This window comes from Saccharopolyspora flava, from assembly GCF_900116135.1.
GTDB classification, from domain to species: domain Bacteria; phylum Actinomycetota; class Actinomycetes; order Mycobacteriales; family Pseudonocardiaceae; genus Saccharopolyspora; species Saccharopolyspora flava.
In genome coordinates, this window is record NZ_FOZX01000002.1 from 500,440 (window position 1) to 525,333 (window position 24,894).

Sequence of the window (24,894 nt, forward strand, 5' to 3'; positions counted from 1 at the left end):
CCGGAACGGCTTCGGTTCAGCGTTCGCCCTCCTGCTGCGCATGCGCAGTGATCTCGTCTCGCAGCGCGACGGCTCGAGGGTCGGTGAGCGGAGCGAGCAGCTGGAGCGCGTCGTTCCAGTGCTGTCGCAACTGCTCGCGGTCACCTGCTTCACCGAGAGCTCGTGCGAGGTGATCGAGGGATTCAGCCCACTGCCACCGATCGTCACGATCACGATGTCCGGCGACGGCTCGTCGGTAGAAGTCCACGGCGTCCTGAGGCCGACCGAGCAGCTGGTAGGCCTGAGCCGTGAGGTCGAACGCGACCGCTTGCCTGCCCGTGTCCGCCAGCTTCCTGTAGAGCGCTGCAGCTCGATGGAGACCGGCGAGGGCATCGTCCGGACGTTCGGCGGCGAGGTTCGCCCTGCCGAGTTCGAGCAGGGCGTACGCCTCTCGGACGGGATTGCTGAGTTGATCGGCGATGTCCAACGCCTGCTGAACGTGCTCGAGGGCCCGGTCAGGCCGACCGCTGTCGCGCTGGATGCCGCTGATGACCATCAAGCAGGCGAACTCGCTGAGGACGTTGCCGGTTTCCCGGTGGATCGCGATGGCTCGTTCCGCCATGCCGAGAGCCTCAGCACCACCCAGGTCGGTAGTGGTGTCGGCGAGATTGCCGAGAGCGATGCCTTCCCAACGCCGCTCGCCCAGCCCGCGGACGAGGGAAAGACATCGTTCGAAGCAGTCACGTGCCCGATCGAGTTGGTGGCTGCGAAGGAAGGTCAGCCCGAGGGCGTTGAGCGTGGTCGCCTCGCCGAAATCATCACCGAGCTCCCGGCGGATCGACAGCGCTCGCCGGTGGTGAGCGATCGCGTCCTCGGTGCGTTGTGCCTGGGTGCAGGCCATTCCCAGGCTCTCGAGCAGATCAGCCTCCGCAGCTCGCGCACCCGTCCGCTGCGCGGCGTCGAGACCGATCACCCCGGTCCTGATCCACTCGTCGACCGGCGTGCGAACCGCGTAGATCCGCCGCAGCGCCAAGGGAAGCCGCCAAGCGAGGTCGCGAAAGCCGTGATCTGCCGCTGCCACGACGGCGGCCACGAGGTTGTCCCGTTCGATCTCGTACCACCGGGTGGCCTCGTCGACGTCGGCGAAGTGCGGGACCGCGAAGTCGGCCTGATCCAGGGGTGCCGGCCGGAAGTGGGAGTCGATGACCGACGCCGCGGAGTGCGTCGCGTGCAAGTACCAGGTCAGCAGCCGACGCAGGACTTCCCGCCTGCTCTCGTCGGTCTCATCGCGCTGCGCCTGGTCGACGGCGTAGGCGCGGAGCAGATCGTGGAACTGGTACCGGTCGGGGTGAATCTGTTCGATCAAGTGGGCACCGGCGAGCACGTCCAGTTCGCGACGAGCCTGCTTGAGGGTGGTACCGACGAGCGCGGCCGCGACGTGCGCGCTGAACTCCGGACGCGGGTGCAGGCCGAGCAACCGGAACAAGCGGGCGGCCGAGCCGGGCAGGGCCCGGTAGGACCAGGCGAAGACGGTGCGGACGGCGTCACCCTCGTGGGCGTCGTCGGCGGTGAGGGCGTCCCAGAGCTCGGATTCGTCGCGAAGATCCTGGATGAGTTCCCGCAGTGGCATGTGCGGGTGGGCGGCGGCCCGTTCGGCCGCGATGCGCAGCGCCAGCGGTAAGCGGGCGCACAGATCGGCGAGTTCAGCGATTTCCTCGGGCGTATCCCGCTCGCGGTAGTGAGAGGTGATCTTCTCCAGCAACGCCGTGGCTTCGCCCGCGCTGAGGATCTCCACAGTCAGGCGCTGCGCTCCGTTCCGCGCAACGAGGCCGGACATGCGGTCTCGACTCGTGATCAGGACAGGACAACCCGAGGATCCGGGAAGGAGGGGGCGCACCTGAGCGACGGATGCCGCGTTGTCGAGCACGACGAGGCACCTCCGCTCGGCCAAGACCGACCGGTAGAGCGCGGCACGGCTCTCCACGTCGGCTGGGATCGCATCGGCGGGAATTCCCAGCGCTTGCAGGAAGCGTTCCAGCACGTCGTAGGAAGACACGGGCGTGCCGGGGTCGTACCCGTGGAGGTTGGCGTAGAGCTGCCCGTCCGGGAAGCGGTCCCGCACCCGATGCGCCCAGCGAAGTGCGAGGGCGGTCTTGCCCACCCCGGCGGTACCGACGATCACCAGCACGGTCGCCTCGTCACGGGAGCCATCGGTCAGCAGCAAGCCGAGTCTTTCCAGCTCGGCGCTCCGGTTGACGAAACCCCACGTGTCACTCGGCAGTTGCCGGGGTACGGGCCCGCCGCCGATGCCGTGCGAGTGGAAGTGAACCCCGCCGTGCACGTCTCTGGCCTGAACCGCGTGCTCTGCGGATCCGGAGATCTCCGACCGCGTGGAACCGGACGCGGGTTCAGGAATTTCGTCGCGGTGCTCACTGACCATGAGGGGGCGGCAGGTCGACGACTCGGCGGGAGAAGACCCGTTCCAGCGGCTCTCCCCGGGCGAAGAGGGCCCGGACGAATCGTTGCTGTTCCTCGACGACAGCTCTTTCGGTGACGCGGACGGCACCGTCTAGGATGCCGTCATCGGTGTAGATGAGCTGGTACAGCACGGCATCGCCGAGCGTGACGATCTCCGGCAGCTGCTCGTCCTGCTCGAACGATGCGACCTGGTCCGCCGAGACGACGTTGATGTGCTCGCCGCACTGCTCACGAATCCGCAAGGAATGCAGCTCCCACTGCAGGTACGGAACGATCGGTTCCTCGACGACCCGCACCCGGTGCACGCTCAGCCCGCTGTCAGCGATGGTCCGGTACTCGGCCGCCACCCCGGGCCCGCTGCGCTCGAGGAGTTGCAGCGCCCTGTCCCAGTTCCCCTCCGAGAAGGCCGTCCAGCTCTCGCTCTCGGGTTGCCGGAAGTGCTGTCGTCGCTCCAGCTTCCACACAGCTCCGCGGGCATCCGCGAACCGCGCGTCGAAATCGTCCAGATAGGCGTCCAGTTCCAGGCGTTCGCCGGGGAGGTCGCTCATCTCACGCATCCGGGATGTCCGGCTTAGCAGCGATCAGCACGTTCCGCGGCAACACCACCAGCCGCTCGTCCTCGGCGATGGCCGCGCTCTCGGGAAGGCGCGATCGGTACTGCTCGGTGAGATCCCGCCCGATCACGGCGACGTCGCCGTTGTCCAGCTCCCAGACGTCGGGGCATCCGCTGATCTTGTCGGTGTTGCCGAGCTCGATCGGCGACTTGCCCCACCTGCGCTTGAGCCCCGCGGAGGGGTCCGCTTCCCAAGGACGTGACATCACTGAACCTCTCCGAGCACCACTACGGAAATCACTCAGTGTAGTCGATCAGTGACCAGCCGGACAGGGATTCCCGCGCGGACGCTGGTCGCGCATGGCTCGGGATCCGGCCGTCACCGGGGCATTCGGCGCCAGATGGGTTGGGGGACGTAGTGCATGGCTGCGAAGACCCAGCGGAGGATGCCGGGGACCCAGACGAGGCGGCGGCCCTTCTGGAGGGCCTTGTCGGTGGCGTCGGCGACCTGGTCCGGGGTCGACGACCACGGGGCCGGGTCCATGCCGGTGGTCATGCGGCCGATGACGAAACCCGGGCGGACGATCAGCAGGTCCACGCCGCTGCCGACCAGGGCGTCGGAGAGGCCGTTCGCGAAGCCGTCGAGGCCGGCCTTGGCCGAGCCGTAGACGTAGTTGGCGCGGCGGACCCGCACGCCCGCCACCGACGAGAACACCACGATCTTGCCGTGGCCCTGCTTGCGCAGCAGGTTCGCCAGGTGCGTGAGGACGTTGACGTGGGCGACGTAGTCGATGTTCACCACGTCGACGGCGTGGGCGGCGTCGTCCTCGGCGCGCTGCTGGTCGCCGAGGATGCCGAAGGAGATCACCGCGGTGCCGATCGGGCCGTGCTTCTGCGCGATGTCGCGCAGCAGGGCCTCGTGGGTGCCCAGCTCGGCGGCGTCGAACTCGACCCGCACGACCTCGGTCGCGCCCGCCTCGCGCAGCGCGGCGTCCTCGCCGTCGAGGTCCTGCGCGCGCCGGGCCGCGAGGATCACCTTGCCGTTGCCGCGGCGCACCAGGCGCTTCGCGACCTCCAGGCCGATCTCGCTCCGGCCACCCAGGATCAGTACCGCGTCACTCATCGCGCGCCAGTCTGCCACTGCCCCGGCCCGCGCGAGCGCGGTGGGACCCGGTAGCTTGCCGTGCAACGTTTTTGCCGCGTCGCAACGTCCCAAGAGGACCGGGACCGCTGGACCGACTCAGTCGCCCAGCTCACCCACGCTTACCCCGATATGGCTGTTTACCCGCCGCAGCCACCGGCATACTGTTGGTACGAGATCGTTCCCCACGAAGCAACCGAGCGGACCCCTCTCATGGCTGACGCCCCTCCCCCGCAGATCGACACGACCAAGCCCAGCATCGCGCGGGTCTACGACGCGTTCGTCGGCGGCAAGGACAACTTCGACGTCGACCGCGAGGTGCTGCGGCAGATCCAGCAGCTGGCGCCCGAGGCCATCCAGGTCGGCAGGCAGTGCCGCAACTGGCTGATCCGCGTCGTGCGCTTCATGGCGGGCAACGCCGGCATCGACCAGTTCCTCGACCTGGGATCGGGCCTGCCGACGGCGGAGAACACCCACCAGGCGGCGCAGCGGCTCAACGCCGAGGCCACGGTCATCTACGTCGACAACGACCCGTCGGTCGCCGCGCACGGGCGCGCGCTGCTGGAGGAGAACGAGTACACCCACTTCGCGGTCGCCGACCTGCGCGACCCCGAGGCGGTGCTGGGTCACGAATCGGTCCGCAAGTACCTCGACCTGGACCGGCCGGTCGGGTTGATCCACAGCAACACGCTGCACCACGTCACCAACGACGAGAACCCCGCGGCCATCATGCGCACCTACCTCGACGCGCTGGCCTCCGGCTCGTACCTGGCGATCTCGCACCTGCACAACCCGGCCGACGGCAGCTCCCGCGCGAAGCTCGCCGAGGAGTCCGAGGTCAAGTTCAACTCGATGATGGGCAGCTGCTTCTACCGCAGCCGCGACGAGATCCAGGCGCTGTTCGACGGCCTGGAGATGATCGAGCCCGGCCTGGTGCACCTCTTCGACTGGTGGCCGGACGGCCCGCGCCTGACCGAGCCCTCGGACGGCGAGTACAACCTGCTCGGCGGCGTCGCCCGCAAACCCTGAAACCCCGGGTTATCCGGGAAATCCGGGAACACCGTTCCCGGAATCCGGTTCGAAAGGCGCCTTTGACGGCGGGAGGGGAAGTTTTCATGAAAACTTCCCCGGAACCCCAAAGGCGCCGCTCGATCACGTCCTGACGTTCGGCCGGATCACATGGCCTGGCGCTGCGTCCAGTGCCGCATCGCGTGCTCCACGAGCGCGATCAGGGTGCGCTTGGTGGATTCCCGGTCCCGGGCGTCCACCGGACCGATCGGCACCTCGGGGCCGATCGCCATCGCTTCCCGCACCTGGTCGAGCGAGTGCAGCATCTCGCCGTCGAACATGTTCACGCCCACCAGGTAGGGCAGACCGCGGTCCTCGAAGAAGTCGATCGCCGAGAACGAGTCCGCCAGCCGGCGGGTGTCGACCAGCACGACGGCGCCGATGGCACCCCGCACCAGGTCGTCCCACATGAACCAGAACCGCTGCTGCCCGGGGGTTCCGAACAGGTAGAGGATCAGGTCCGAGGCCAGCGAGATGCGGCCGAAGTCCATGGCCACGGTCGTGGTGGTCTTGTTCGGAGTGGCGTCGAGGTTGTCGACGCCCTGAGAAGCCTCCGTCATGACCGCTTCGGTGGTCAGCGGAACGATTTCCGAGACCGAACCGACGAACGTCGTTTTGCCCACACCGAACCCACCCGCGACGACGATCTTCGCCGACGTCGAGCTGGTGCCACCCCGGTTGGCAGCCTCCGGCATGGAGCCGAGCTGGGGTGCGCTATAGCCGACGGAGTCCACTCAAAACCCTTTCCATCAACAGCATGTGTGGTGCGCTACCGCTTTCGCTCACCGTGCTGTGCACGGTAATCAATCCGAGTTCGGCCATGTCGGCCAGCAGTACGCGGGCGACCCCGATCGGCACCGACAGCAATGCTCCCACCTCGGCCACCGAACGCGGTTGCTGGCACAGCTCGGCGATCGACTGGTGCTCCAGCCGGACCGGTGCGCCGGGCCGGTAATTCTCGCCGACCGAGACCAAGGTCTCGATGGCCAGTTCGTAGTTCGACTTCGTCCGGCCGCCGGTCCAGGTGTAGGAGCGGATGCTGGACGCCACGGGGGCTTCCGGCACGGCGTCGGCGGGGTCCTGCGACACCGTGCGGGCGCGCTGATCCAGCTCGTTCGCCTGCGAGGAATCCGACGCCGAGCGCTCCCTGCGCTTGTCGCGCTTGGGCGGCTTGGCGCCGAACGTGAAGGCGTTGACGACGTCGGCGAAGCTGTCGTCGCCCGAGTTCTGTCGTCTTCGGTCCCGGCGCGGGTACTCCGAGCGTCTGCTCATCGCGTCCTCACACCAGTTGGCCCGACGCAGCGCTGTTGCTGTTCTGCAGCTGGCTGCGGATCTCCGGGGTGAGCATCTGACCGACGCGCTCGACGAGCATCGTCATCTCGTAGGCGATCAGGCCCATGTCGCACTGCGGGGCGGCGAGCACGGTCAGGCACGAACCGTCGCTGATGCCCATCTGCAGCAGCGTGCCCCGGTCCATCTCCACGATCGTCTGCACGACGCGGCCGGCCTCGAAGCACTTCGCCGATCCCTGCGTGAGGCTCAGCAGACCAGAGGCCACGGCGGCGAGCTGGTCGGCACGATCCCGCGGCAGCGTCGCCGACGCGGTCAGCACGATGCCGTCAGCCGAGACCACGATCGCGTGCGCCACTCCCTGCACGCGTTCGGTGAAGTCCGTGATCAACCAGCCGAACCTGCGGGAAATAGTCTGTGCGCTCATGCAACCTCCTGTTCGTTGCCGAGATGATCACGTGTCTTCTCGAGAGTGTCCACCACTCAGCCCTCGTCGGTCATCCGGTGACGGCCTCGGCTGACACCGCCCTGGAAGTCGGACAGCCTGCTGCGCAAGGCGTTCGGATCGCGCTGGAGCCGTCGCGGCTGACTGGGCTGCTGCGACTGGCTGGACACGCTCCCCGGCACGAGGTTCGCCTTCGGCTTGCGCCGCGGAAGCCCGGCGCTGGTGAACGACGTCTCCTGCGGGTTCGCCGCGGCTTCGGCGGCCTCGCGGGCCTTGTCCGCGGCGAAGTCCCAGGCCTGGGCCTCCGGCGTCTGCGGGATCCAGGGCTTGGCCTCGGGCAGCTCGGGCGCCGGCTCGGACGGGTCCGGCGGCCACGGCTTGAACGCCGAGTCCGGGTCGGTGCTGCCGAACTGGACACCGCCGCGCGCGAGCTGCTTGCTGATGTCCTCGGCGCTGCGCCCCTGCCCGCCGCCCTGCTGGGCGTCCTCGGCGGGCTCGGCGGGCTTGTTGCGCGGCTTGCGCTGCGGCAGGCCCGACGAGGTCAGCTGCGGCTCATCGTCCTCGGACGCTCCCGAGGTGAACAGCGCGGAGTCGCCGTCCCGGGTCTCCGGCCAGTGGAACTCGCCGGTCTCCGACACCGAGTCGGAGGCGGCGGGCATGAACCACTGCCCGGCCAGGTCGTTGCGCACCGGCTCGGGCGCGGGCTCCGGGGCCTCCTCGGCCGCGGGCCGGTCGGCGTCGAGGGACGAACCGAAGAAGCTGTTGGTCGGTGCGTCCTCCGGCCCCGCGGGGGTGAAGAAGTCGTTGGACTGCCCGCCACCGGCCGGTTCGAAGAAGCTCGTCCCGTCGAACTGACCGGAGCTCTCGCCCTGGTCCTGCGGGAAGATCGGCTCGAACAGGCTGGTCGGCTGGTTGGCGTTGTCGTAGTCCTGCGACGAGAAGTCCTGCGCCCCGAAGTCCTGGCCGCCGAAGTCCTGGGCCCCGAAGTCGTGCCCGCTGAAGTCGTGGGCGCCCGAGTCCTGGATCCCGGTGAACGAGGGCTCCTGGGTCTGCCAGCCGCTGTCCTCCGGGCGGTTCCGGTCGGGCATCCGCTGCGGCAGCGGCGAACCGGGACCGGCCAGCGAGCTGGAGCCCGGGAAGGTGCCCGGGTTGTGCAGGCCGGGCAGCGAGTGGCCGTTGACCTGCGCGGGCTGCGCCGACGGCGGCGCCTGCGAGGGCCCCGCCTGGGACGAGACGACGTGCTCGGCGGGCACCAGCACGGTGGCGCGCACGCCCTCGACGTCGGGCCCGCCGTGCAGCTCGACCGAGATGCCGTGGCGGGCGGCCAGGCGCCCGGCCACGAACAGGCCCATCCGGCGGGAGGTCGAGATGTCGTCCTCGGCGACGCGGGCCAGCCGCTCGTTGGCCTCGGCCAGGTCCTCGTCGCCCATGCCGATGCCGTTGTCGAGGATGTCGAGCACCACGGTGCCGTCACCGGACTGGTAGCTGGAGACCGTGACGACGGTGTCCGGCGCGGAGAAGTTCGCGCCGTTGTCCATCAGCTCGGCGGTCAGCCGCACCAGGTCGCTGGCGGTGTTGCCGCGCAGCTTCACCGCCGGGGTCGGCTGCACCGCGATCCGCGGGTACTGCTCGATCTCCGAGACCGCCGAGCGCAGCACGTCGGCGAGGTCGGTGGGCTGGGTGAAGCGGCGGGCGAGGTCGCTGCCGGACAGAACCATGAGGTTCTCGTTGTTCCGGCGCATCCGGGTCGCGAGGTTGTCCAGCTGGAACAGCCGGGACAGCTGGTCGGGGTCTTCCTCGTCCTGCTCCAGCTCCTCGAACAGGCGCAGCTGGCGTTCCAGCAGGGCCTGGCTGCGGCGGGAGACGCTGACGAACGCGTCGCTGTAGCCGCGGCGCAGGTCGGCCTGCTCGACGGCCAGGCGCAGCGCCTGCCGGTTGACCTCGTCGAAGGCCCGCGCCACCTGGCCGACCTCTTCGGTCGTGCTCACCGGCAGCGGCGGCACCTCGGCGTCGGAGCCCTTGCCCTCGCGGACCGCGGTGACGGCTTGCGGCAGGTCGTACTCGGCGGCGTCGAGCGCCCCGATGCGCAGTTCGCGCAGCGACCCGAGCAGCTGGCGGGTGATCATGATGATCACGCCGGCGGCGGCGATCAGCGAGGCCAGCAGCAGCACCGAGTCCCACCCGGCGCGGTTGCTGGCGTCGTCGGCCAAGCCCTGGGCGATCGAGCGGATCTCGGCGGCGAGCTCGCCGCGGCCGCCTTCGATGGTGGCCGCCGAGCCGTCGCTGGAGCTGTTCCAGGCCTCGCGGCTGACGGAGAAGCCGCCGCTGGACTTGTTGTCGGTGCTCTCGCTGATGATCGCGGCGAGCATCTGGTTGCGCTGCACGATCGCCGGGACCTGCAGCTGCTGCTGGAGGCGCTGCTGCCAGTGCTTGGCCACACCGGAACCGGCGTCGTTGATCTTGGACAGCAGCCGGGCGCGCGAGCCGGAGAGGTTGTCGAGCGTGGCGGCGTCCAGCGAGCCGTCGTCCAGACCGGACAGCACCAGCGCCTGCTGCAGCCGGACCTCTTCGGTCAGACCGAGCAGGTCGGTCATGGCGGTCGCGCTGGAGGAGATCCGCGGGTCGGCGACGCTGGTGGTCAGCGCGCGGTCCAGCGCCAGCCCGGCGCGCACCGCCTGGCTGTAGGCGCCGATGGCCTGCACGGCGGTGACCCGGTGAGCCTGCACGCCGGCGCGGACCGCGCCCAGCGCGTCCAGCGCCCGGCGGGCCTCGGTGAACCGCTCGCCGACGACATCCGTGTAGATGTCGTTGTCGGTGATGACGAAGCGCAGGTCCTCGGCGGCCTTGTCGGTGGCCGCGATCTGGTCGGTGTAGGAGCTCATCTGCCCGTCGCCGACCAGGGCGTCGACCGCCCGGTTGCGCTCCCGCTGCAGACCGCTGGTCAGCGGTTCGATCTGCTTCTCGGCGTCGAGGACCTGGGCGACCCGGCCGTAGTCATCGGCCTGCTGGACCTGCCACTGGATCTGCCCGACACCGAGAGTGATCGCGAACAGAACGGGCACCAGAACGACGGCGGCCAGCTTCGTGGGCAGCGACCAGTTGCGCCACTGCAGGAAGCCGGCGGACCGCCGGTCCCCGCTCACGAGCGGACTCCTCGTGCGTCTCCGCGCTGGTCAAGCAGGCGTGTCGAACTAGGCGTAGGCGAACGGCGCATGCGTGCGGTCCCGCAATCGTCGTGCTGGTGGTCAGGGGTGAAAGGCGGGCGTGCGGGGAGGGCGCGACGCCGGGGAACCAACTGAGGACTCCACGACTTCGAGATCTTGTCGATACTCAGCGTCACCGATGGCTTCCCCAGCCGGCACATTCCGGACACTGGTATCGAACCGTGACCCTTCCCGTTCGCACGACTACCTCTCAGTGCCCAAGCACTATATGCCCTCACCGCAAGGAAAGCACCGGGGGCTTTTTCGCAATGCGCTACGCCAATCAGGCGAGATCACGCCGTGTGGCCGTTCAGTTCGGGAGAGCTTCACGCAATTTCACCCGTTCGGCCTAAAAGGAGGCCATAACTCTTCCCCGGAAGGCGATGTAACGCCTGGTCAGCGGCCTTCGATCTTGAAGCTGTAGGGCCTTGACCTGGCCTTACCCGCCAGTAACCGAGCGTTGCCCACCTGTCGCCGCCCGCTGGCTCCGGTCCTGCTCAGACGGGTGAAATGGAGATCGCGAGGTGGCCATCCCCACAGTGTCGATTCAGGTAGAACAGTGGTAATAATTGCCCGCCTCGGCCAGCTCGCCGACCCCGGCCGGCACACCCTGAAGTCCAGGAAGGATGCATGAGCAACGCAACGCAATCCGCGCTGCGCGGTTCCCCCCGCGAGCCCGGAAATCAACGCGCGGCGTTCGGCGGAATCGAGAAGAGCGCGGTTCGCACAACCGCCGACCGGCCCGATTTCACCGCTATCCAGCAGAGCGCCGAATTCCGCAGCCTCCGCCGTCGACTTAAATGGTTCGTTTTCCCCGCGACGGCGTTTTTCCTGATCTGGTACATGAGCTACGTGGTCGCCGCGGCGTACTTCCCCGAGGAGCTGGCCCGCACCGTCTACGGCGAGATCAACGTCGGTCTGCTGCTCGGCATCGGGCAGTTCGTCACCACCGTCGGGCTGACCACCCTCTACGTCCGGTTCGCCCGCCGCCACATCGACCCGCGCGTCGACGAAATCCGCGAGCAGGCCGGAGAGTCCGACCGATGAACCTTGCCCAGAACACCGTCATCCCCGACGACAGCGTGATCATCAACACCAGCGTCTTCGCGGTGTTCGTGCTCATCACGCTGCTCATCGTCTACCGCGTCAGCAGCCGGGGCAGCGCCGGCGACTACTTCGTCGCGGGCAGCGCCTTCAGCGGCGTGCAGAACGGCGTCGCGCTCTCCGGCGACTACCTGTCGGCCGCGTCGTTCCTCGGCATCGCCGGTGCCATCGCCATCTACGGCTACGACGGCTTCCTCTACAGCATCGGCTTCCTGGTCGCCTGGCTGGTCAACCTGCTGCTGCTCGCCGAGCGCACCCGCAACACCGGCCGCTTCACCATGGGCGACGTGCTCAGCTTCCGGATGAAGCAGCGCCCGGTCCGCGCGGCGGCCGCGACCTCCACGCTGGCCATCACGATCATGTACATGATCGCCCAGATCGCCGGTGCCGGTGGTCTGGTCGCGCTGCTGCTCAACGTGCACGGCCACTTCGGACAGATGCTCGTGATGGCGGGCGTCGGCGCGGTCATGATGGTCTACGTGCTGGTCGGCGGCATGAAGGGCACCACGTGGGTGCAGATCATCAAGGCCACCATGCTCGTGCTGTGCGCCGCGCTGATCACGATCTTCCTGCTCGGCAAGTTCAGCTACAGCATGACCGAGCTGCTGCGCGCCGCCGCCGACAACAACCCGAACGGCCGCGCGATCTTCGCCCCCGGCGCCCAGTACGGCGAGTCCGACATGACCAAGCTGGACTTCATCTCGCTGTCGCTGGCCCTGGTGCTGGGCGTCGGCGGTCTGCCGCACGTGCTGATGCGCTTCTACACCGTGCCCAACGCGCGCGAGGCGCGGCGTTCGGTGGTGTGGGCGACCTGGACGATGGCGATCTTCTACCTCTGCACGCTGATCATCGGCTACGGCGCCAGCGCCCTGGTCGGCACCGACGCGATCCTGGCCGCGCCGGGTGCGGAGAACTCCGCCGCCCCGCTGCTGGCCTACGAGATCGGCGGCACCGTGCTGCTGGGCGTCATCTCCGCGGTCGCCTTCGCCACGATCCTGGCGGTGGTCGCGGGCCTGACGCTGACCGCGTCGGCCTCCTTCGCCCACGACGTCTACGCGAGCGTGGTGCGCCGCGGTGAGGTCGATTCCGCCCGCGTGGTGTGGGTGGCGCGCATCACGGCGCTGGTCATCGGTGCGGCGTCGATCATCGGCGGCATCCTGGTGATCGGGCAGAACGTGGCGTTCCTGGTCGGTCTGGCGTTCGCCTTCGCCGCCTCGGCCAACCTGTCGACGCTGCTGTACACGCTGTTCTGGAAGCGGTTCAACACCACCGGCACGCTGTGGGGCATCTACAGCGGACTGATCTCCTGCCTGCTGCTGGTGATCTTCTCGCCGGTCGTGTCGGGCGCCGAGGACTCGATCATCCCGAGCGTCGACTTCGCGTTCTTCCCGCTGAAGAACCCGGGCATCGTCTCGATCCCGATCTCGTTCCTGTTCGCCGCCATCGGCACCTTCATCGGCAAGCCGGAGCGGGATGCCGAACGCCAGGCCGAGATGGAGGTCCGTTCCCTCACCGGTATCGGCTCGCGCACAGGCTGACCTGCGCGAACGCACGTACGAGGGCGCCAGGGGACCACGTGTTCCCCTGGCGCCCTTCGTCGTTGCGCACCGCATCGCCCGAGGCCGCCCGCTCACTCACGAGAGGGGTTGGCCGGCCCTCCCGAACGCTGCGCGTCACCGCGTTTCGTGGCTGTCCCGCACGACATCGCCCTACCCGATCGGATACTGCTGTCGCCGACCTCCGATCCATAAACTGGGAACCGGCCCGACCAGCAAGCACTCCTCGCCGAAAATCCGGTCGAGACAACGAACTGGCGGGGCCGTGGGGGTTCGTGATGATGCGCAAGCTTCGGAACTACCTGTTAGGCGTGGCGGTGGCCGCGATCGTGCCCATCACCGGGCTCGGAACCCACGTCGCGACCATCGCCCTCGAAATCAGGGACGCCCTGGTCCAGGCCGCGCACGCGGCCCCGGAGCAGGACAGGACCGACTTCCTCGCCTTCGGGACCCGGATCCGCTCCGAACCCGGCACCGCCGCATCGGTGCGCGGCATCGGAAATCCGGGCGACACCGCGACGATTCACCGTCGCGTGGTCGGCGAGAGCATCGTGTGCGGTGACGGCCGAACCTTGTCCGAATGGGTCGACCTCACCAACGAGCGCAGCCAGATCTCAGGATTCGTGAGCGGCTGCTTCATCTAGGAATCGCTGTCGCGGGTGCGGGACTCGCAGGTCCCGCACCCGCGCAGGTCAGCTCACCGCCGCGGCTGCGGCTCGTCCCGCTCGCCTGCCGGAGAACAGGCAGCCGCCCAGGAAGGTGCCTTCGAGCGCGCGGTAGCCGTGCACGCCGCCGCCACCGAAGCCGGCGACTTCGCCTGCCGCGTAGAGCCCTTCGACCGGTCGCACGCCGTTGGTGAGCACCCGCCCGTCCAGGTCGGTCTCCAGGCCGCCGAGGGTCTTGCGGGTCAGCAGGTTGAGCTTCACCGCGATCAGCGGCCCGGCCGCCGGATCCAGCAGGCGGTGCGGCTCGGCCACCCGGATCAGCTTGTCCACCGCGTAGCGGCGGGCCTCGCGGATCGCGTTGACCTGCAAGTCCTTTCCGAGCCCGGAGGCCACCTGGCGGTCGCGCTCGACGATGGTGCGCTCCAGCTGCGCGGCGTCGATGTGCCCGTCTCCCAGGCGGTTCATGGCCTCGGCGAGCTCGGCGACTCCGTTGCGGACGATGAAGTCCTCGCCGCGGCGGACGAATTCCATCACCGGCCCGGGTGTGGCTCCGCCGCCGCGCTGCAGCAGCTGGCGGACGCTGCGGCCGGTCAGGTCCGGGTTCTGCTCGGAACCCGAGAGCGCGAACTCGCGGCTGATGATCTTGCGGTTGAGCACGAACCACGTGTGCTCGTGGCCGGTTCGGACGATGTGCTCCAACGTGCCCAGGGTGTCGAAACCGGGGAACAGCGGCGCGGGAAGCCGGTTGCCGTCGGCGTCCAGCCACAGCGACGACGGTCCGGGCAGGATGCGGATGCCGTGCTTGGTCCACACCGGGTCGTAGTTGCGGATTCCCTCGGTGTAGTGCCACATCCGGTCCGGGTTGATGATCCGGCCACCGGTCTTGGCCACCACCTCGAGCATCCGCCCGTCGACGTGGTCGGGCACCCCGGCGATCATGTTCTTCGGCGGCTTGCCCAGGCGCTTCGGCCAGTTCTTGCGCACCAGCGGGAGGTTCCCGCCGATGCCGCCGGAGGTGACCACGACCGCCTGCGAGGCGAGTTCGAAGTCGCCCTTGGACTTGCGCGGCGTCGGCTGGCCGCGTTCGGCGTCGCTGGGGATGAGCACCTTGCCGCGCACGCCGGTGACGGCGCCGCCGGTGGTGACGAGCTCGGTGACGCGGTGCCGGAAGCGCAGCTCAACCAGGCCCTTGGCCTCGGCGGCGCGCACCCGGCGCAGGAACGGTTCGAGCACGCCGGGGCCGGTGCCCCAGGTGATGTGGAAGCGCGGGACCGAGTTGCCGTGGCCGTAGGCGAGATAGCCGCCGCGTTCGGCCCACTGCACGAGCGGGAAGAACTTCACGCCCTGGGCGGCCAGCCAGGACCGCTTCTCACCTGCGGCGAAGTCGACGTAGGCCTCGGCCCACTTGCGCGGCCAGTGGTCCTCGTCGCGGTCGAAGGCAGCGGTGCCCATCCAGTCCTGCAGAGCCAGCTCGTGCGAGTCGCGCACGCCGAGCCTGCGCTGCTCGGGCGAGTCGACCAGGAACAACCCGCCGAAGGACCAGTGCGCCTGGCCGCCGAGCGAGGCCTCGGGCTCCTGGTCGACGAGCACCACCCGGCGACCGGCATCGGCCAGTTCCGCGGTGGCGACCAGGCCCGCCAGGCCCGCTCCCACCACGATCACATCAGCGTCCAGCGCCATCGCCGACCTCCGCTATTACCGACGGGTAGTGAGGGACTTTATACCTCAATCGTGGTGTATCCGGCAGGGATGGCGAGTCGATCGAGCTCCGGACCGGAATGCGCTTCCACGCCTGCGAATCCACCCATAGGTGGTGTATCCACCGAATTCGCTGGAATCGGTTGACGGGCGCCGCCAATCTTGCTGCAGCGATCGGAACGGATCGAAATCCCCGCACCGAGAGGAATTTCCACCATGCTCAGCCACGCCCTCACCCACCGGTTCAGGCCGTCCTTCGCGCTGGCCCTCGCGCTGTCGGTGGCGCTGTCGCTGGCGGCGCTGCTGGCGAGTCCACCGGCCGATGCCGACGAGGCCGAGAACCGCTGCGCCACGGGCTCTTTCTGCGTCTGGCCGGAGGCCGGGTTCGCCGGCGAGCCGCGCGAACTCGCGCTGCGCACCACCGGCATCGAGCAGTGCGTCGCGCTCGAAACCGATTGGGAGGTCAAGTCCTTCGCCAACAACACCGGTCATCCGGTGACCGTCTACCAGGACCCGCAGTGCGATGAGGAGGCCGATTTCGACACGCACCCAACGGGTTCCCAGACCCCGCAGGCCGGTTACGTCGCCCGGGCCATCAAGGTCTGGACTCACTGACGCGACGTCGCGGCCAGCCCGCGCACCAGTTCCAGGAGTCGTTCGGCGGAGTGCCGCCAGGTGAACTTCGCCGCCTGGGTCCGGGCCGCCGCGACGAGGTCGGCGCGCACCCCGTCGTCCTCCAGCGCCCGCACGGCGTCGGCGAAGTGCTTCGGCCTCCCCGAGTCGAAGAACTTCGCGTGCCCGCCGGTGACCTCGTGGAAGATCTCCAGATCGCTGCAGACCACCGGTGTCCCCGCGTTCATCGCCTCGATGACCGGCAACCCGAATCCCTCGTCCCGCGACGCCGTGACCAGCGCGCTCGCCCGAGCCAGCAGCCGCTGGTAGTCGTCCTCGCCGATCCCCCGCCAGAACACCACGTCCGCCCCCGGCGGCACCTGCTCGACCAGCTCGGCCTCGCGCTGCGGGGCGATGCGGCTGACCAGGTGCAGCCGGTATCCCGGGAGGAAAGCCATGCCCGCCAGCAGCGTTTCGACGTCCTTGTACGGCATGAACGAACCCATGTACACCAGCTCGCGCGCTCCACCGGCCGCGGCATCCGGCAGCTCCTGCTGGGCCCGGGGCTGAGGTGCGTTGGGCACGACCACGACCGGCCGGCGGGTCAGCCGGTGGCGCTGGATGAGCCGCCGCGTGGTCTCGCTGACGGTCACCACCGCATCGGCCCGGTTGAGCATGACGCGCTGCGGCCAGAAGGCCTTGTGGTACAGCCGCCAGGCGATCTTCACCGGCGTCGGCAGGAACCCGGGCGGTTCCGGGTGCCGGTAGTAGATGAGGTCGTGCAGCGTCAGCACCAGCCGGTAGTCGCGCCGGAACCCGCCGATGATCTGCAGCGGGCTGAACACCACGTCGGCCCCGAGCCGGTTCAGGGTGCGCGAGAGCCACAGCTCGCGCGGCGAGAACGGGCTGTTGATCAGCACGTGCGGCACGCCCTCGGGCAGCAGCTCCAGCTGCCGCTCGTCGTGGATCAGCATCGTCACCGGGTGCAGCTCGTGCAGCGCCTCGATGAGGCTCGCACCGTAGCGGCTGATGCCGTCGTGCTGATCGGTGCGCGTCCAGCGCGCGTCGACCACGAGGTTCATCGGGTCTGCTCCGGGATCGCGGGCTTGCCGCGCTCGCCGCGGTTGAGGAACCGCTGGATCTCGGCCGCCGCGGCGTCCGGGGTCTCGTAGTGCACCAGGTGACCGACGTCGGAGATCACCACGAGCTCGGCATCGGGCAGCCGGCTCGCCAGCACGCGCTGCCCGGCCAGCGGAGCGATCTCGTCGTGCTCCCCGGCCACCAGCAGCACCGGCATCGGCAGCTGGTCGGCGTAGTCGGTCACGGTGTGGGTCACCGACGCCTGGAACGACTGGTTGACCACGGCCGGTGAGTGGAACCGGCTGAAGTGCCGCAGGTGGTTGTCGTCGATGAAGCCGCGCAGCTGCTTGTCCCGGGTCCGGGTCATCGCGCGGCTGGCCGCCAGCACCACCCAGCGGTTGGTCAGCAGCGACCGCCCGGCGCGGGAGGGCAGCCGCTCCCCCAGCGTGTAGTAGGCGGCGGTCAGCCCGGCCATCGCGGCGTGCGGTCCGCGCAGCGCGGACTGGGCGATGGGGTTGATCAGCACCAGCCGGCGGATCAGCGACGGGCGCATCGCCGCCAGACGGGAGGACACGATCGAACCGAAGGAGTGCCCGATCAGCACGATCGGCTGCTCGTCAGCGCCGAGCCGGCCGAGCAGTTCGAGCAGCGCCTCGGCGTAGCCGGTCACGTCGTGCTTGCCGGACATCGGCCCGGAGTCCCCGAAACCGGGCAGGTCCGGGATCACGACGCGGCGGCCCTCCAGGCCCGCAGCGATGAGCTCCAGGCCGTGGTGGGTGCCGCGCAGACCGTGCACGAGCAGCACCGTCTCGGCCGAGGAGCCCAGCTCCTCGCGGTAGACCCAGTAGTGCAGGTCGGAGCCGTTGATCCGAGCCGCGCGCTCCGCTGGGTGCAGATCGGGGAGGCTCATGGTCAGCTCGCCAGTTCGGTGCTGATCTCGTCGAGCTCGACGGTGCTGTTCGGGTCGATCACGTGGTGGTACAGCGACTCGAACCGGCCCAGGATCTGGTCGATGTCGTGCCGCGAGACCAGCCGCTGGCTGGCCTGGCCCATCCGGTCGATGGTGGCGCGGTCGTCGAGCACGTCGTCGATCGCGGCGGCCAGCGCGTGCACGTCGCGCGGGGCGTAGAGCCAGCCGTTCTCGCCCGGGCGGCACAGGTGCGGCAGGGCCATCGCGTTGGCCAGCACGACCGGAGTGCCGGCCGACATGGCCTCCATGGTGGCCAGGCTCTGCAGCTCGGCGATGCTGGGCATGCAGAACAGGTCGGCGCGGGCGTAGGCCTCCAGCAGCTCGTCGTCGCTGAGGAAGCCGTGGAAGTGGACCCGCTCGGCGATGCCGAGCTCGTCGGCGAGCTGCTCGAAGGCCTCGCGGCGGGCGCCGTTGCCGACGATCTCCAGGCGGGTCTCGACCTCGGTGCGCAGCAGCGACATGGCGCGCAGCAGGTCGTCGATGTGCTTCTCCTCGTCGAGCCTGCCGACGAACAGCACGGTCCGCGGCCGCGGGTCCGGGTTCTGCTCGCGGAACCGCTCGGCCGGGCCGCGGTAGCGCTCGACGTCGATGCCGCAGGACACCGGCAGCGCGGTGCGGTCGAAGCCGTTGTCCTGCAGCAGCTGCACGGCGCGCGGCGTGGGCGCGGTGACCATCTGCGCCTTGCGGTAGTGCTTGACCAGGTTGTGCCAGAGCAGGCGCCCGGCGGCGTTCTGCAGGAACGGAGGGATCTTGAAGTAACCGAAGATGTTCTCCGGCATGAAGTGGTTGGTGGCCACCAGCCCGATGCCGCGCCGGCGGGCGGAGTCGATCAGGCCTCGGCAGATGAAGAAGTGCGACTGCACGTGCACGATGTCGGGCTGGATCTCCTCCAGCATCGCGTCGGCCTGCCGCGCCTGCCACGGCATCAGGCCGCGGATCGTCGGGTGGAACGGCGAGCCGTAGGAGCCGACCCGGTGCACCAGCACGCCGTCCTCGACCTCGGTGCGCGGTTCGCGGGTGTCGGAGTGGCACACCACGTGCACCTCGTGCCCGCGGGCGGACAGGCCGGTGGCCAGCCGATGCCCGAAGTTGGCGGCGCCGTTGACGTGCGGCGGGTAGGTGGTCGCGCCGACCACGATCCGCAGCGGGCGCCTGCGCGACGGTTGCGAAGTCAAGAGGAACTCCCGTTAGGACGAGGGGACGTGCGGTGTCCGGCGGTACCGGCGGGAACGTCGTTCGTGGGTCCGGTCGTGGGCGTGCGGCCCCCGGGCGGGGCCTCTTCCAGCGTCGCCGACGCGCGGCGCTCGGTGGTGTCCGGGTGGTGGCGGGCCAGGGCGAAGACCCCGGCGCAGGCCACCAGCGCGCACAGCGCCTCGGCGGTGGCGACCCAGCCGCTGACCTGGTCGGCCTCGCCGAGCAGGCCGATGCCCAGGCCCACGGCCACCAGCGGGTCGATCACGGTCAGGCAGGCCACGACCAGGTCGGGCGGGCCGCTGGCGTAGCCGTGCTGCAGCAGCCAGCCGCCCACGACCATCGCGACCGCGATGCCGAGCACGGACAGGAGGTTGATCGCCAGCAGGTCCCCGGTGCCGACCTGCTGGGCCACGGCGCGGGCCATCAGCGACACGTACCCGTAGGCCACGGCGCAGCCGGCGGCGAAGAGCACGCAGCGGACCTTCGAGCGGGTCGCGGCGGCGACCAGGCCGATCAGCAGCACCGCCACGGCCACGATCTGGGTGGCGGTGAACTGGTCGTCGTCACCGACCGGGGTCGGGGTGGCGCTGCCGGCGGCCAGCAGCACGAACACCGCCAGTCCGCCGGTCGCGGCCAGCACCGCCAGCACCATGCTGGGGTGGACGTCGCGCCGGGTGTAGCCCTGCTCGCGCAGGTTGAGCAGCACGGTGATGGGCAGGGCGAGCACGCCGACCGGCTGGACCACGCTCAGCGGGGCCAGGCCCAGCGCGCTCACGTGCAGCACGGCGCCGCTGCCCAGGGCGGCGAGTCCGGCGAGCCAGCGCGGGTTGCGCACCAGCTGCGCCTGGCTGCGCAGCCCGAGGCCGCCACCGGCCATCGCGGCCTGCACGGCGGCGTGCTGCAGTCGCGCTCCGAAGGCGTATCCGCAGGCGCCCAGCGCCGCCAGCACCACCGCAAGTGCGGTCATCGCGGATCACGCCCTAGCGCGCGTTGCATGACACTCTGTCCGTCCACACCGCTCAATCTCGCGTCTCGCGAGCCCGGCTCGCATCCGGGGCCGGACCCCCAATTTCCCTGAGGCCATCCGGCCTCGCGCCTCAGCGACCGCCCGTGGCCGCACCGCTCCGCCGGGCCACGCCCCCGGCGTCTGGCTGCGGAGATCGGGTCCAGCCGTCCCCGGGGGATTCCCCGACGGGCTCCGGGTGAACCCCGGGCGATCCCGCAGTTCCCTCCACCGGAGATCACAGCGAAGCACGAATTGTTCGCCGCCGGTCCGACTTTGAGCGGAATTCGCGGCAATCGATCCGGTGAACACTCCGCGACGCCCCGGCGAATCGAGCTCAGGCGAGGCGCTGCGAGCGCGCGCACCTGCGTCGACGTCGGCCGGAATCACGCCGCCGACTCTAGAACAAGGAGTCTGAGGACTTTGTCAGCAACACATCGCACAACCGTGCCCTCACCCCTCCGACCCGCTCCCGGCAATTGCCTCGCACGCGAACCATTTCCGCGAACATGCCTGGGGAGCAGGCAGATCACCGATAATGAAGATCAACATTTCCGGGCCGGAAACGGTGATCCAAACGACATGGGGAGAACATCACGCCGGGAACCCGTACCTCGCTCTCGGGAACAGTTCCATCACGAGGAGTGATCCGCGCCGACTCCGGCCCCCGCACGCACGTTCGGGTGACATCATGCGGAACGTGGCAGTCCACGAAGCGATCTCCGGGAACGAACAGGCCGAGCGGGACCGCCCGCGCACCGCGAAAGCGCTGGTCGTCGTGGCCCTGGTGGGCGCGGCGCTGCTGACCGCGCTGGCCGCCACGGCCTACACCGACGTCGGCACCATCCCCGGCCTGCCCGCGCTGCCGCCCCTGGTCCGCTTCGGCATCCCGATCGCGCGCGCCGTGCTCGACCTGGCCGCGCTGGCCACCGTCGGCCTGTCGATGCTGCCCAAGCTCGTCGGCTTCGACCGGCCCGAGCGCACCGAACCGGTGCTCGCCCAGGCCCGCCTGCTCACCGTGGTCACCGCCCTGGTGTGGATGCTCGCCGCGCTGTTCTCGCTGGTCCTGCAGGCCCTGGAGGCCAGCCCCGGCGCCGCGGCCACCACCGGGCTGCTCGTCGACTACGTCGACAACGTCCCGGCCGGACCCGGCCTGCTCACCAGCGCGGGCGCGGGCCTGCTGTGCGCGGTGGTGGGGCTGCTGGCGGTGCGCTTCGGCGAGTCGGTGCCCACCGAGCTGCGCACCATCATCGCCCTGCTCGGGCTGCTGCCGATGCCGCTGACCGGGCACGCCACCGACTGGCAGTACCACGACTTCAGCATGATCTCGATGGAGCTGCACGTGGTCGGCGCCGCCATGTGGGTCGGCGGTCTGGCCGCGGTGGCACTGCTCGTCGCTCCGCGTCGCGGCCTGCTCGCCGAGGCGGTGCCGCGCTTCTCCAAGCTCGCCGGGCTGGCGCTGTTCGTCGTCGGCGCCTCGGGGCTGTTCAACGGCCTGATGGAGCTGGTCATCACCCCGAACGTCGGGCTGATCGGCCTGGTCACCACCCAGTACGGCCAGATCCTCGTCGGCAAGTTCGTCTGCCTGGTGCTGCTGGCCGCGATCGGCGCCCAGATGCGCTTCCGGCTCCTGCCGCGCCTGGCGCGGCAGGAGCGGACCGCGCTGCTGACCTGGGTGGCCGTGGAGGTCGCGGTGATGGGCGTCGCCTACGGTCTCGGCGTCGTCCTCTCCCGCGCCCCCGTCCTCGTCTGACCGGCCCCGGCGTCTGACCGGACTCAGCGGGGGCTGAGGCCGCCGCCCCGCCGCTCGCGGATCGCCGCCAGGTGCTGCTCGATGCGGCGCACACCGCCCGAGCCGAGGTGCTCGAACAGCCACCACAACCCGGCCAGCAACACCGCCACGTACAGCGCGGAGGCGTAGTCGGCGGGCGGGGCGGCGATGTAGGCGCTCTGCAGCCACAGCGCCGCGTAGGCCGCGGCCGTCACCGCCACCGCACCGATCAGCGGCCGCAGCCGCGTGATCAGCTGAGCCGACAGGTCGACGGCCACAGCCCCGATGAGCAGGAAGAACGGCACCGCGGAGATCGGGAAGTCGGCGGCGGCCAGCAGCGCCCACGCCACGCAGCGGAACACCAGGTAGCCGGTGGCGATGATGGTGGCCGTCCAGCGGCGGCCGACGAGGGTCCGCGCGAGCACCAGCGTCCCCAGCCCGGTCAGCACGGCCCAGACCGGGTAGAGCCAGTCGGGCATCGGCAGCGTGAAGTTCTCCACCGCGATGTAGTCCAGCGGCCGGTGCAGCTGGTCGGCGGCGAACTGCAGCAGGCTGTCCTCGGCGTAGGGCGTGCCGCGCTCCCAGGCGGCCAGCCCGAGCACGCCGTACTCCTGGTGCTGGTTGAGGAACATGAAGTTGTCCAGCACGGTGAACCACAGGAAGTACGTGATCGGGTAGTAGTACCGGTCGCCGCGGCCCCGCCGGTACCAGCCGAGCAGGAGACCGATGCTCATCATCCCGGTGCCCAGGTACAGCAGCGCGTGCGACGGGCTCCAGGCGGTGATGTCCAGGCCGTTGACCCGGTGGTTGATCACGTCCAGCGGCGCGGCGACGAGGAAGATCCCCAGCCCCCACTGCATCCAGCGCAGCGTGATCTTGTCGACGCCGATGCCGGTGTAGCCGTGGAAGATCACCAGGCCGATCACCATCACGGTGCCGACGGAGTTGAGCAGGTGCGGCGGCGCCAGGTCGTCCCGCAGCCAGCGGAAGTGCCAGCAGATGTCCCAGGTGGCGCCGAGGATCTTGAGCACCATCGCGACGACCCACCAGCGATACAGCGCCGTGACCAGTTCGGCCGGCGCTTCCCTGCCGGGTTCACCGCGAGTCCAGTGGGCCCGGACCAGCGCAGCGACCTCCGCCATCGCGTTCACCTCCACCTCGGGTGATGTTCACGAAAACGGTAACCCGAGTTGATCGTGGCGGAACCGGTTACGGCTGATCCGTGGACCAACCTTTTCCGAAAGGAAATGCGAGCGCTGAAATGTGATGCCCGGCACCGCATTTCACGACTGGGTGCCGGGCTCGAACTGAGAGGAATCTCAGCGGGGAATGATCAGGACCTGCCCCACGTAGATCAGATCCGGGTCGGCGATTCCGTTCACGCGCGCGATCTCCCGCCAGTCGACGCCGAGCTTGGCGCCGATCTCCGACAGCGTGTCGCCGGGCTGCACCACGTAGGTCTCCTGCGGCGGCGCGGGCGGCGGGGGCGGCGGTGCGCCCGCGCCGGTGAGCACCTCCAGCGGCACCAGCGACACGTTGAGGTCGGTGTCGCCTGCGATGCCGGGAACCTGCCCGTCGGAGGCGTGCTGGTGCATCACGACGCGGTCGGTCAGGTACCCGGGCTCACCCGGGTTGCGCCCGTAGTGCGCGACCCACAGGAACACGCCCGGGTCGACCCAGGTGTCGGTGGCGAGCTTGTCCTGGAACCACGAGGTGGACGCGTAGACGACGATCTCGTTGCGGCCGGTGTGGCCGCGCAGCGCGTCGATGAACCCCTTGATCCACCCGCCGAGGTTGGGCGCCTCGGTCTCCATGTCCAGGCACGGCGGGAGGTTGCCGGGTCCCGCGGAGTTCGTCCGCGCCAGCTGCGCGGCGAAGTCGGCGGCCTCCTGCTGCGGAGTGTTGGTGTCGGGCCGGGCGAAGTGGTACAGCCCGGTCACCATGCCGGCCCCGCGCGCCCCGTTGAGCTGGGAGTCGAGCGTGGGGCTGACGTACCCGATGCCCTCGGTGGCCTTGATGTAGCTGAAGACGTAACCGGCGCCGCGCACGGCTCCCCAGTCCGGTTCGCCCTGGTATCTCGCGACGTCGATACCGGGAATGCGTTCGGCCATGATTCTCTACCCCCTGAAGTTCTGGCCGCCCTGACTTCGTGGCCTCTGCCGCTGCTCAAACTATCGAAGTCAAACAAAAAGGAAGTTCCGCCATCCGGGTTAAGATCACAGGCCGAAAGCCCGAGGAAAGCGGCACGCAATGCAGTCGGTGCGTATTTCTACTCACCCGATCGCGCTATCCACTGATCCCAGTCGCGAGTTTTCTTCACACGATGCACAGTGGGGTCGGACCCGCGGAGCACCGCCGATTTCCCGGCGCGGGCAACCATTTCCGCCGGCGGACGTCTACCCAACAGAAGGACCCGAACACCAGGGCCCGAACACGCGAACCCGCTGGGGGCGGCGGGAACGGGGGTGATGGTCGTGAACCGGCACATCGGTACGCGCATTCTGCAGACGTCCGCAGGCCTGCTGGCCGCTGGAGCGCTGGCGGGCTCAGCGCTGCCGGCCCACGCGCAGGACGCGCCGCAACCGCGCGATCCGCGCTGCCACACCTCGCAGCTCAGCGGCAGCATGTCGCGGGTCGACGCGGGCGCGGGCCAGCGCTACGCGGACCTGACGCTGACCAACTCCAGCGGCGCCTACTGCACGCTCTACGGCTACGGCGGCATGCAGCTGGTCGACGACGCGGGCAACCCGCTGCCGACCGAGGTCACCCGCACCGACAACCCGGGACCGACGCTCATCGGCCTGGACCCGGGCGAGTCGGCCTCGGCGTCGCTGCACTGGACGGCCGTGCCGCACGAGGGCGAGGGCTACCCGTGCCAGCCCACGGCCACCGGCCTGGAGGTCATCCCGCCCGACGAGACCGACTGGCTCCCGGTCGCCTGGACCGGCGGCGCCGTGTGCGGCGGCGGAGCCATCGACGAGAGCGCCTACCACCAGGGCTGAGACCCCGGAGCGGAGCGCCGCGCGAACCGACCGCGAAAACTCCTTCAGGCGGTGGTGGCCCCGGCAAGGTGTTTGTGCTGTG

22 protein-coding genes are annotated in these 24,894 nt (G+C 69.5%); 7 read left to right on the plus strand and 15 right to left on the minus strand.

What is annotated here, in order from left to right; translation table 11 throughout:
- Positions 1-16: 16 nt before the first annotated feature.
- From BM424_RS09210 to dprE2, 4 genes are all read right to left on the minus strand, one after another.
- A complete protein-coding gene (locus BM424_RS09210; RefSeq protein WP_093415335.1) occupies positions 17-2,419 on the minus strand; it encodes an ATP-binding protein in 2,403 nt (800 codons plus the stop codon).
- Positions 2,409-3,005, minus strand: coding sequence for a DUF6879 family protein (locus BM424_RS09215; protein ID WP_093415337.1), 597 nt, complete (start codon positions 3,003-3,005; stop codon positions 2,409-2,411). Before BM424_RS09215 ends, BM424_RS09210 begins: the two co-directional genes overlap by 11 nt.
- A gap of 1 nt (position 3,006) precedes the next feature.
- On the minus strand, positions 3,007-3,276 hold the full coding sequence (locus BM424_RS09220; RefSeq protein ID WP_093415338.1) for a hypothetical protein: 270 nt from the start codon (positions 3,274-3,276) through the stop codon (positions 3,007-3,009).
- 113 nt (positions 3,277-3,389) lie between these two features.
- Entirely contained in the window at positions 3,390-4,133 is a 744-nt protein-coding gene (gene dprE2, locus BM424_RS09225) for a decaprenylphospho-beta-D-erythro-pentofuranosid-2-ulose 2-reductase (RefSeq protein WP_093415745.1), read from the minus strand.
- Positions 4,134-4,364: 231 nt separating this feature from the next.
- Between dprE2 and BM424_RS09230 the strand changes: the two genes are divergently transcribed.
- Positions 4,365-5,180 (plus strand): SAM-dependent methyltransferase, encoded by an 816-nt coding sequence (locus BM424_RS09230; RefSeq protein ID WP_093415340.1) that lies wholly within the window; start codon positions 4,365-4,367, stop codon positions 5,178-5,180.
- A gap of 146 nt (positions 5,181-5,326) precedes the next feature.
- On the opposite strand, the gene BM424_RS09235 is transcribed toward BM424_RS09230, so the two are convergent.
- Genes BM424_RS09235 through BM424_RS09250 form a run of 4 tightly spaced genes read right to left on the minus strand, consistent with a single transcriptional unit; the run spans position 5,327 to position 10,097 of the window.
- The gene (locus BM424_RS09235; RefSeq protein WP_093415341.1) at positions 5,327-5,953 is read right to left on the minus strand and encodes a GTP-binding protein; all 627 of its coding nucleotides are present in this window, start codon (positions 5,951-5,953) and stop codon (positions 5,327-5,329) included.
- Positions 5,934-6,491, minus strand: a complete 558-nt coding sequence (locus BM424_RS09240) for a DUF742 domain-containing protein (protein ID WP_093415343.1) — start codon at positions 6,489-6,491, stop codon at positions 5,934-5,936. Before BM424_RS09240 ends, BM424_RS09235 begins: the two co-directional genes overlap by 20 nt.
- 7 nt (positions 6,492-6,498) lie before the next feature.
- Entirely contained in the window at positions 6,499-6,936 is a 438-nt protein-coding gene (locus tag BM424_RS09245) for a roadblock/LC7 domain-containing protein (protein ID WP_093415344.1), read from the minus strand.
- 56 nt (positions 6,937-6,992) lie between these two features.
- On the minus strand, positions 6,993-10,097 hold the full coding sequence (locus BM424_RS09250; RefSeq protein WP_093415346.1) for a sensor histidine kinase: 3,105 nt from the start codon (positions 10,095-10,097) through the stop codon (positions 6,993-6,995).
- A 690-nt stretch (positions 10,098-10,787) separates the two neighbouring features.
- On the opposite strand from BM424_RS09250, the gene BM424_RS09255 reads away from it, so the two are divergent.
- The 3 genes from BM424_RS09255 (at position 10,788) to BM424_RS09265 (ending at position 13,461) form a co-directional block, all read left to right on the plus strand.
- Positions 10,788-11,204: a DUF485 domain-containing protein gene (locus tag BM424_RS09255; RefSeq protein ID WP_093415347.1), complete on the plus strand. Its 417-nt coding sequence runs from the start codon at positions 10,788-10,790 to the stop codon at positions 11,202-11,204.
- Positions 11,201-12,799 carry a solute symporter family protein gene (locus BM424_RS09260; protein ID WP_093415349.1) on the plus strand — a complete coding sequence of 533 codons (1,599 nt, stop codon included), beginning with the start codon at positions 11,201-11,203 and terminating at the stop codon, positions 12,797-12,799. Before BM424_RS09255 ends, BM424_RS09260 begins: the two co-directional genes overlap by 4 nt.
- Before the next feature lie 293 nt (positions 12,800-13,092).
- A complete protein-coding gene (locus tag BM424_RS09265; protein WP_139274033.1) occupies positions 13,093-13,461 on the plus strand; it encodes a hypothetical protein in 369 nt (122 codons plus the stop codon).
- 48 nt (positions 13,462-13,509) lie between these two features.
- Here BM424_RS09265 and BM424_RS09270 read toward each other — a convergent pair whose 3' ends face one another.
- Positions 13,510-15,162 (minus strand): FAD-binding dehydrogenase, encoded by a 1,653-nt coding sequence (locus BM424_RS09270; RefSeq protein ID WP_093415352.1) that lies wholly within the window; start codon positions 15,160-15,162, stop codon positions 13,510-13,512.
- Positions 15,163-15,396: 234 nt separating this feature from the next.
- On the opposite strand from BM424_RS09270, the gene BM424_RS09275 reads away from it, so the two are divergent.
- Entirely contained in the window at positions 15,397-15,795 is a 399-nt protein-coding gene (locus BM424_RS09275; RefSeq protein ID WP_093415353.1) for a peptidase inhibitor family I36 protein, read from the plus strand.
- On the opposite strand, the gene BM424_RS09280 is transcribed toward BM424_RS09275, so the two are convergent.
- The 4 genes from BM424_RS09280 to BM424_RS09295 are packed head-to-tail and all read right to left on the minus strand — an operon-like array spanning position 15,789 to position 20,003.
- A complete protein-coding gene (locus tag BM424_RS09280; RefSeq protein ID WP_093415355.1) occupies positions 15,789-16,874 on the minus strand; it encodes a glycosyltransferase family 4 protein in 1,086 nt (361 codons plus the stop codon). The genes BM424_RS09275 and BM424_RS09280 overlap by 7 nt on opposite strands.
- Positions 16,871-17,782 carry an alpha/beta fold hydrolase gene (locus BM424_RS09285; protein WP_093415356.1) on the minus strand — a complete coding sequence of 304 codons (912 nt, stop codon included), beginning with the start codon at positions 17,780-17,782 and terminating at the stop codon, positions 16,871-16,873. Before BM424_RS09285 ends, BM424_RS09280 begins: the two co-directional genes overlap by 4 nt.
- A gap of 2 nt (positions 17,783-17,784) precedes the next feature.
- Entirely contained in the window at positions 17,785-19,017 is a 1,233-nt protein-coding gene (locus BM424_RS09290) for a glycosyltransferase (RefSeq protein ID WP_093415358.1), read from the minus strand.
- A complete protein-coding gene (locus BM424_RS09295; RefSeq protein ID WP_093415359.1) occupies positions 19,014-20,003 on the minus strand; it encodes a DMT family protein in 990 nt (329 codons plus the stop codon). The genes BM424_RS09290 and BM424_RS09295 overlap by 4 nt, the downstream gene beginning before the upstream one ends.
- A gap of 736 nt (positions 20,004-20,739) precedes the next feature.
- Between BM424_RS09295 and BM424_RS09300 the strand changes: the two genes are divergently transcribed.
- Entirely contained in the window at positions 20,740-21,792 is a 1,053-nt protein-coding gene (locus BM424_RS09300) for a copper resistance D family protein (protein WP_245775726.1), read from the plus strand.
- A gap of 23 nt (positions 21,793-21,815) precedes the next feature.
- Here BM424_RS09300 and BM424_RS09305 read toward each other — a convergent pair whose 3' ends face one another.
- Complete coding sequence (locus BM424_RS09305; RefSeq protein ID WP_175547999.1) at positions 21,816-22,952, minus strand: hypothetical protein; 1,137 nt, start codon at positions 22,950-22,952, stop codon at positions 21,816-21,818.
- Positions 22,953-23,129: 177 nt separating this feature from the next.
- Positions 23,130-23,921 (minus strand): GH25 family lysozyme, encoded by a 792-nt coding sequence (locus tag BM424_RS09310; protein WP_093415362.1) that lies wholly within the window; start codon positions 23,919-23,921, stop codon positions 23,130-23,132.
- Between the two features lie 363 nt (positions 23,922-24,284).
- Here BM424_RS09310 and BM424_RS09315 point away from each other — a divergent pair, with 363 nt between their 5' ends.
- Positions 24,285-24,812, plus strand: coding sequence for a DUF4232 domain-containing protein (locus BM424_RS09315; RefSeq protein ID WP_245775727.1), 528 nt, complete (start codon positions 24,285-24,287; stop codon positions 24,810-24,812).
- Positions 24,813-24,894 lie beyond the last annotated feature (82 nt).

Bases quoted from the DNA above. Each gene is read 5' to 3' on its own strand.
- BM424_RS09295 (WP_093415359.1), bottom strand. From the start codon at position 20,003: ATGACCGCACTTGCGGTGGTGCTGGCGGCGCTGGGCGCCTGCGGATAC.
- BM424_RS09270 (WP_093415352.1), bottom strand. From the start codon at position 15,162: ATGGCGCTGGACGCTGATGTGATCGTGGTGGGAGCGGGCCTGGCGGGC.
- BM424_RS09240 (WP_093415343.1), bottom strand. From the start codon at position 6,491: ATGAGCAGACGCTCGGAGTACCCGCGCCGGGACCGAAGACGACAGAAC.
- dprE2 (WP_093415745.1), bottom strand. From the start codon at position 4,133: ATGAGTGACGCGGTACTGATCCTGGGTGGCCGGAGCGAGATCGGCCTG.
- BM424_RS09275 (WP_093415353.1), top strand. From the start codon at position 15,397: ATGCTCAGCCACGCCCTCACCCACCGGTTCAGGCCGTCCTTCGCGCTG.
- BM424_RS09285 (WP_093415356.1), bottom strand. From the start codon at position 17,782: ATGAGCCTCCCCGATCTGCACCCAGCGGAGCGCGCGGCTCGGATCAAC.
- BM424_RS09215 (WP_093415337.1), bottom strand. From the start codon at position 3,005: ATGAGCGACCTCCCCGGCGAACGCCTGGAACTGGACGCCTATCTGGAC.
- BM424_RS09230 (WP_093415340.1), top strand. From the start codon at position 4,365: ATGGCTGACGCCCCTCCCCCGCAGATCGACACGACCAAGCCCAGCATC.
- BM424_RS09260 (WP_093415349.1), top strand. From the start codon at position 11,201: ATGAACCTTGCCCAGAACACCGTCATCCCCGACGACAGCGTGATCATC.
- BM424_RS09220 (WP_093415338.1), bottom strand. From the start codon at position 3,276: ATGTCACGTCCTTGGGAAGCGGACCCCTCCGCGGGGCTCAAGCGCAGG.
- BM424_RS09280 (WP_093415355.1), bottom strand. From the start codon at position 16,874: ATGAACCTCGTGGTCGACGCGCGCTGGACGCGCACCGATCAGCACGAC.
- BM424_RS09255 (WP_093415347.1), top strand. From the start codon at position 10,788: ATGAGCAACGCAACGCAATCCGCGCTGCGCGGTTCCCCCCGCGAGCCC.
- BM424_RS09245 (WP_093415344.1), bottom strand. From the start codon at position 6,936: ATGAGCGCACAGACTATTTCCCGCAGGTTCGGCTGGTTGATCACGGAC.
- BM424_RS09305 (WP_175547999.1), bottom strand. From the start codon at position 22,952: ATGGCGGAGGTCGCTGCGCTGGTCCGGGCCCACTGGACTCGCGGTGAA.
- BM424_RS09310 (WP_093415362.1), bottom strand. From the start codon at position 23,921: ATGGCCGAACGCATTCCCGGTATCGACGTCGCGAGATACCAGGGCGAA.
- BM424_RS09210 (WP_093415335.1), bottom strand. From the start codon at position 2,419: ATGGTCAGTGAGCACCGCGACGAAATTCCTGAACCCGCGTCCGGTTCC.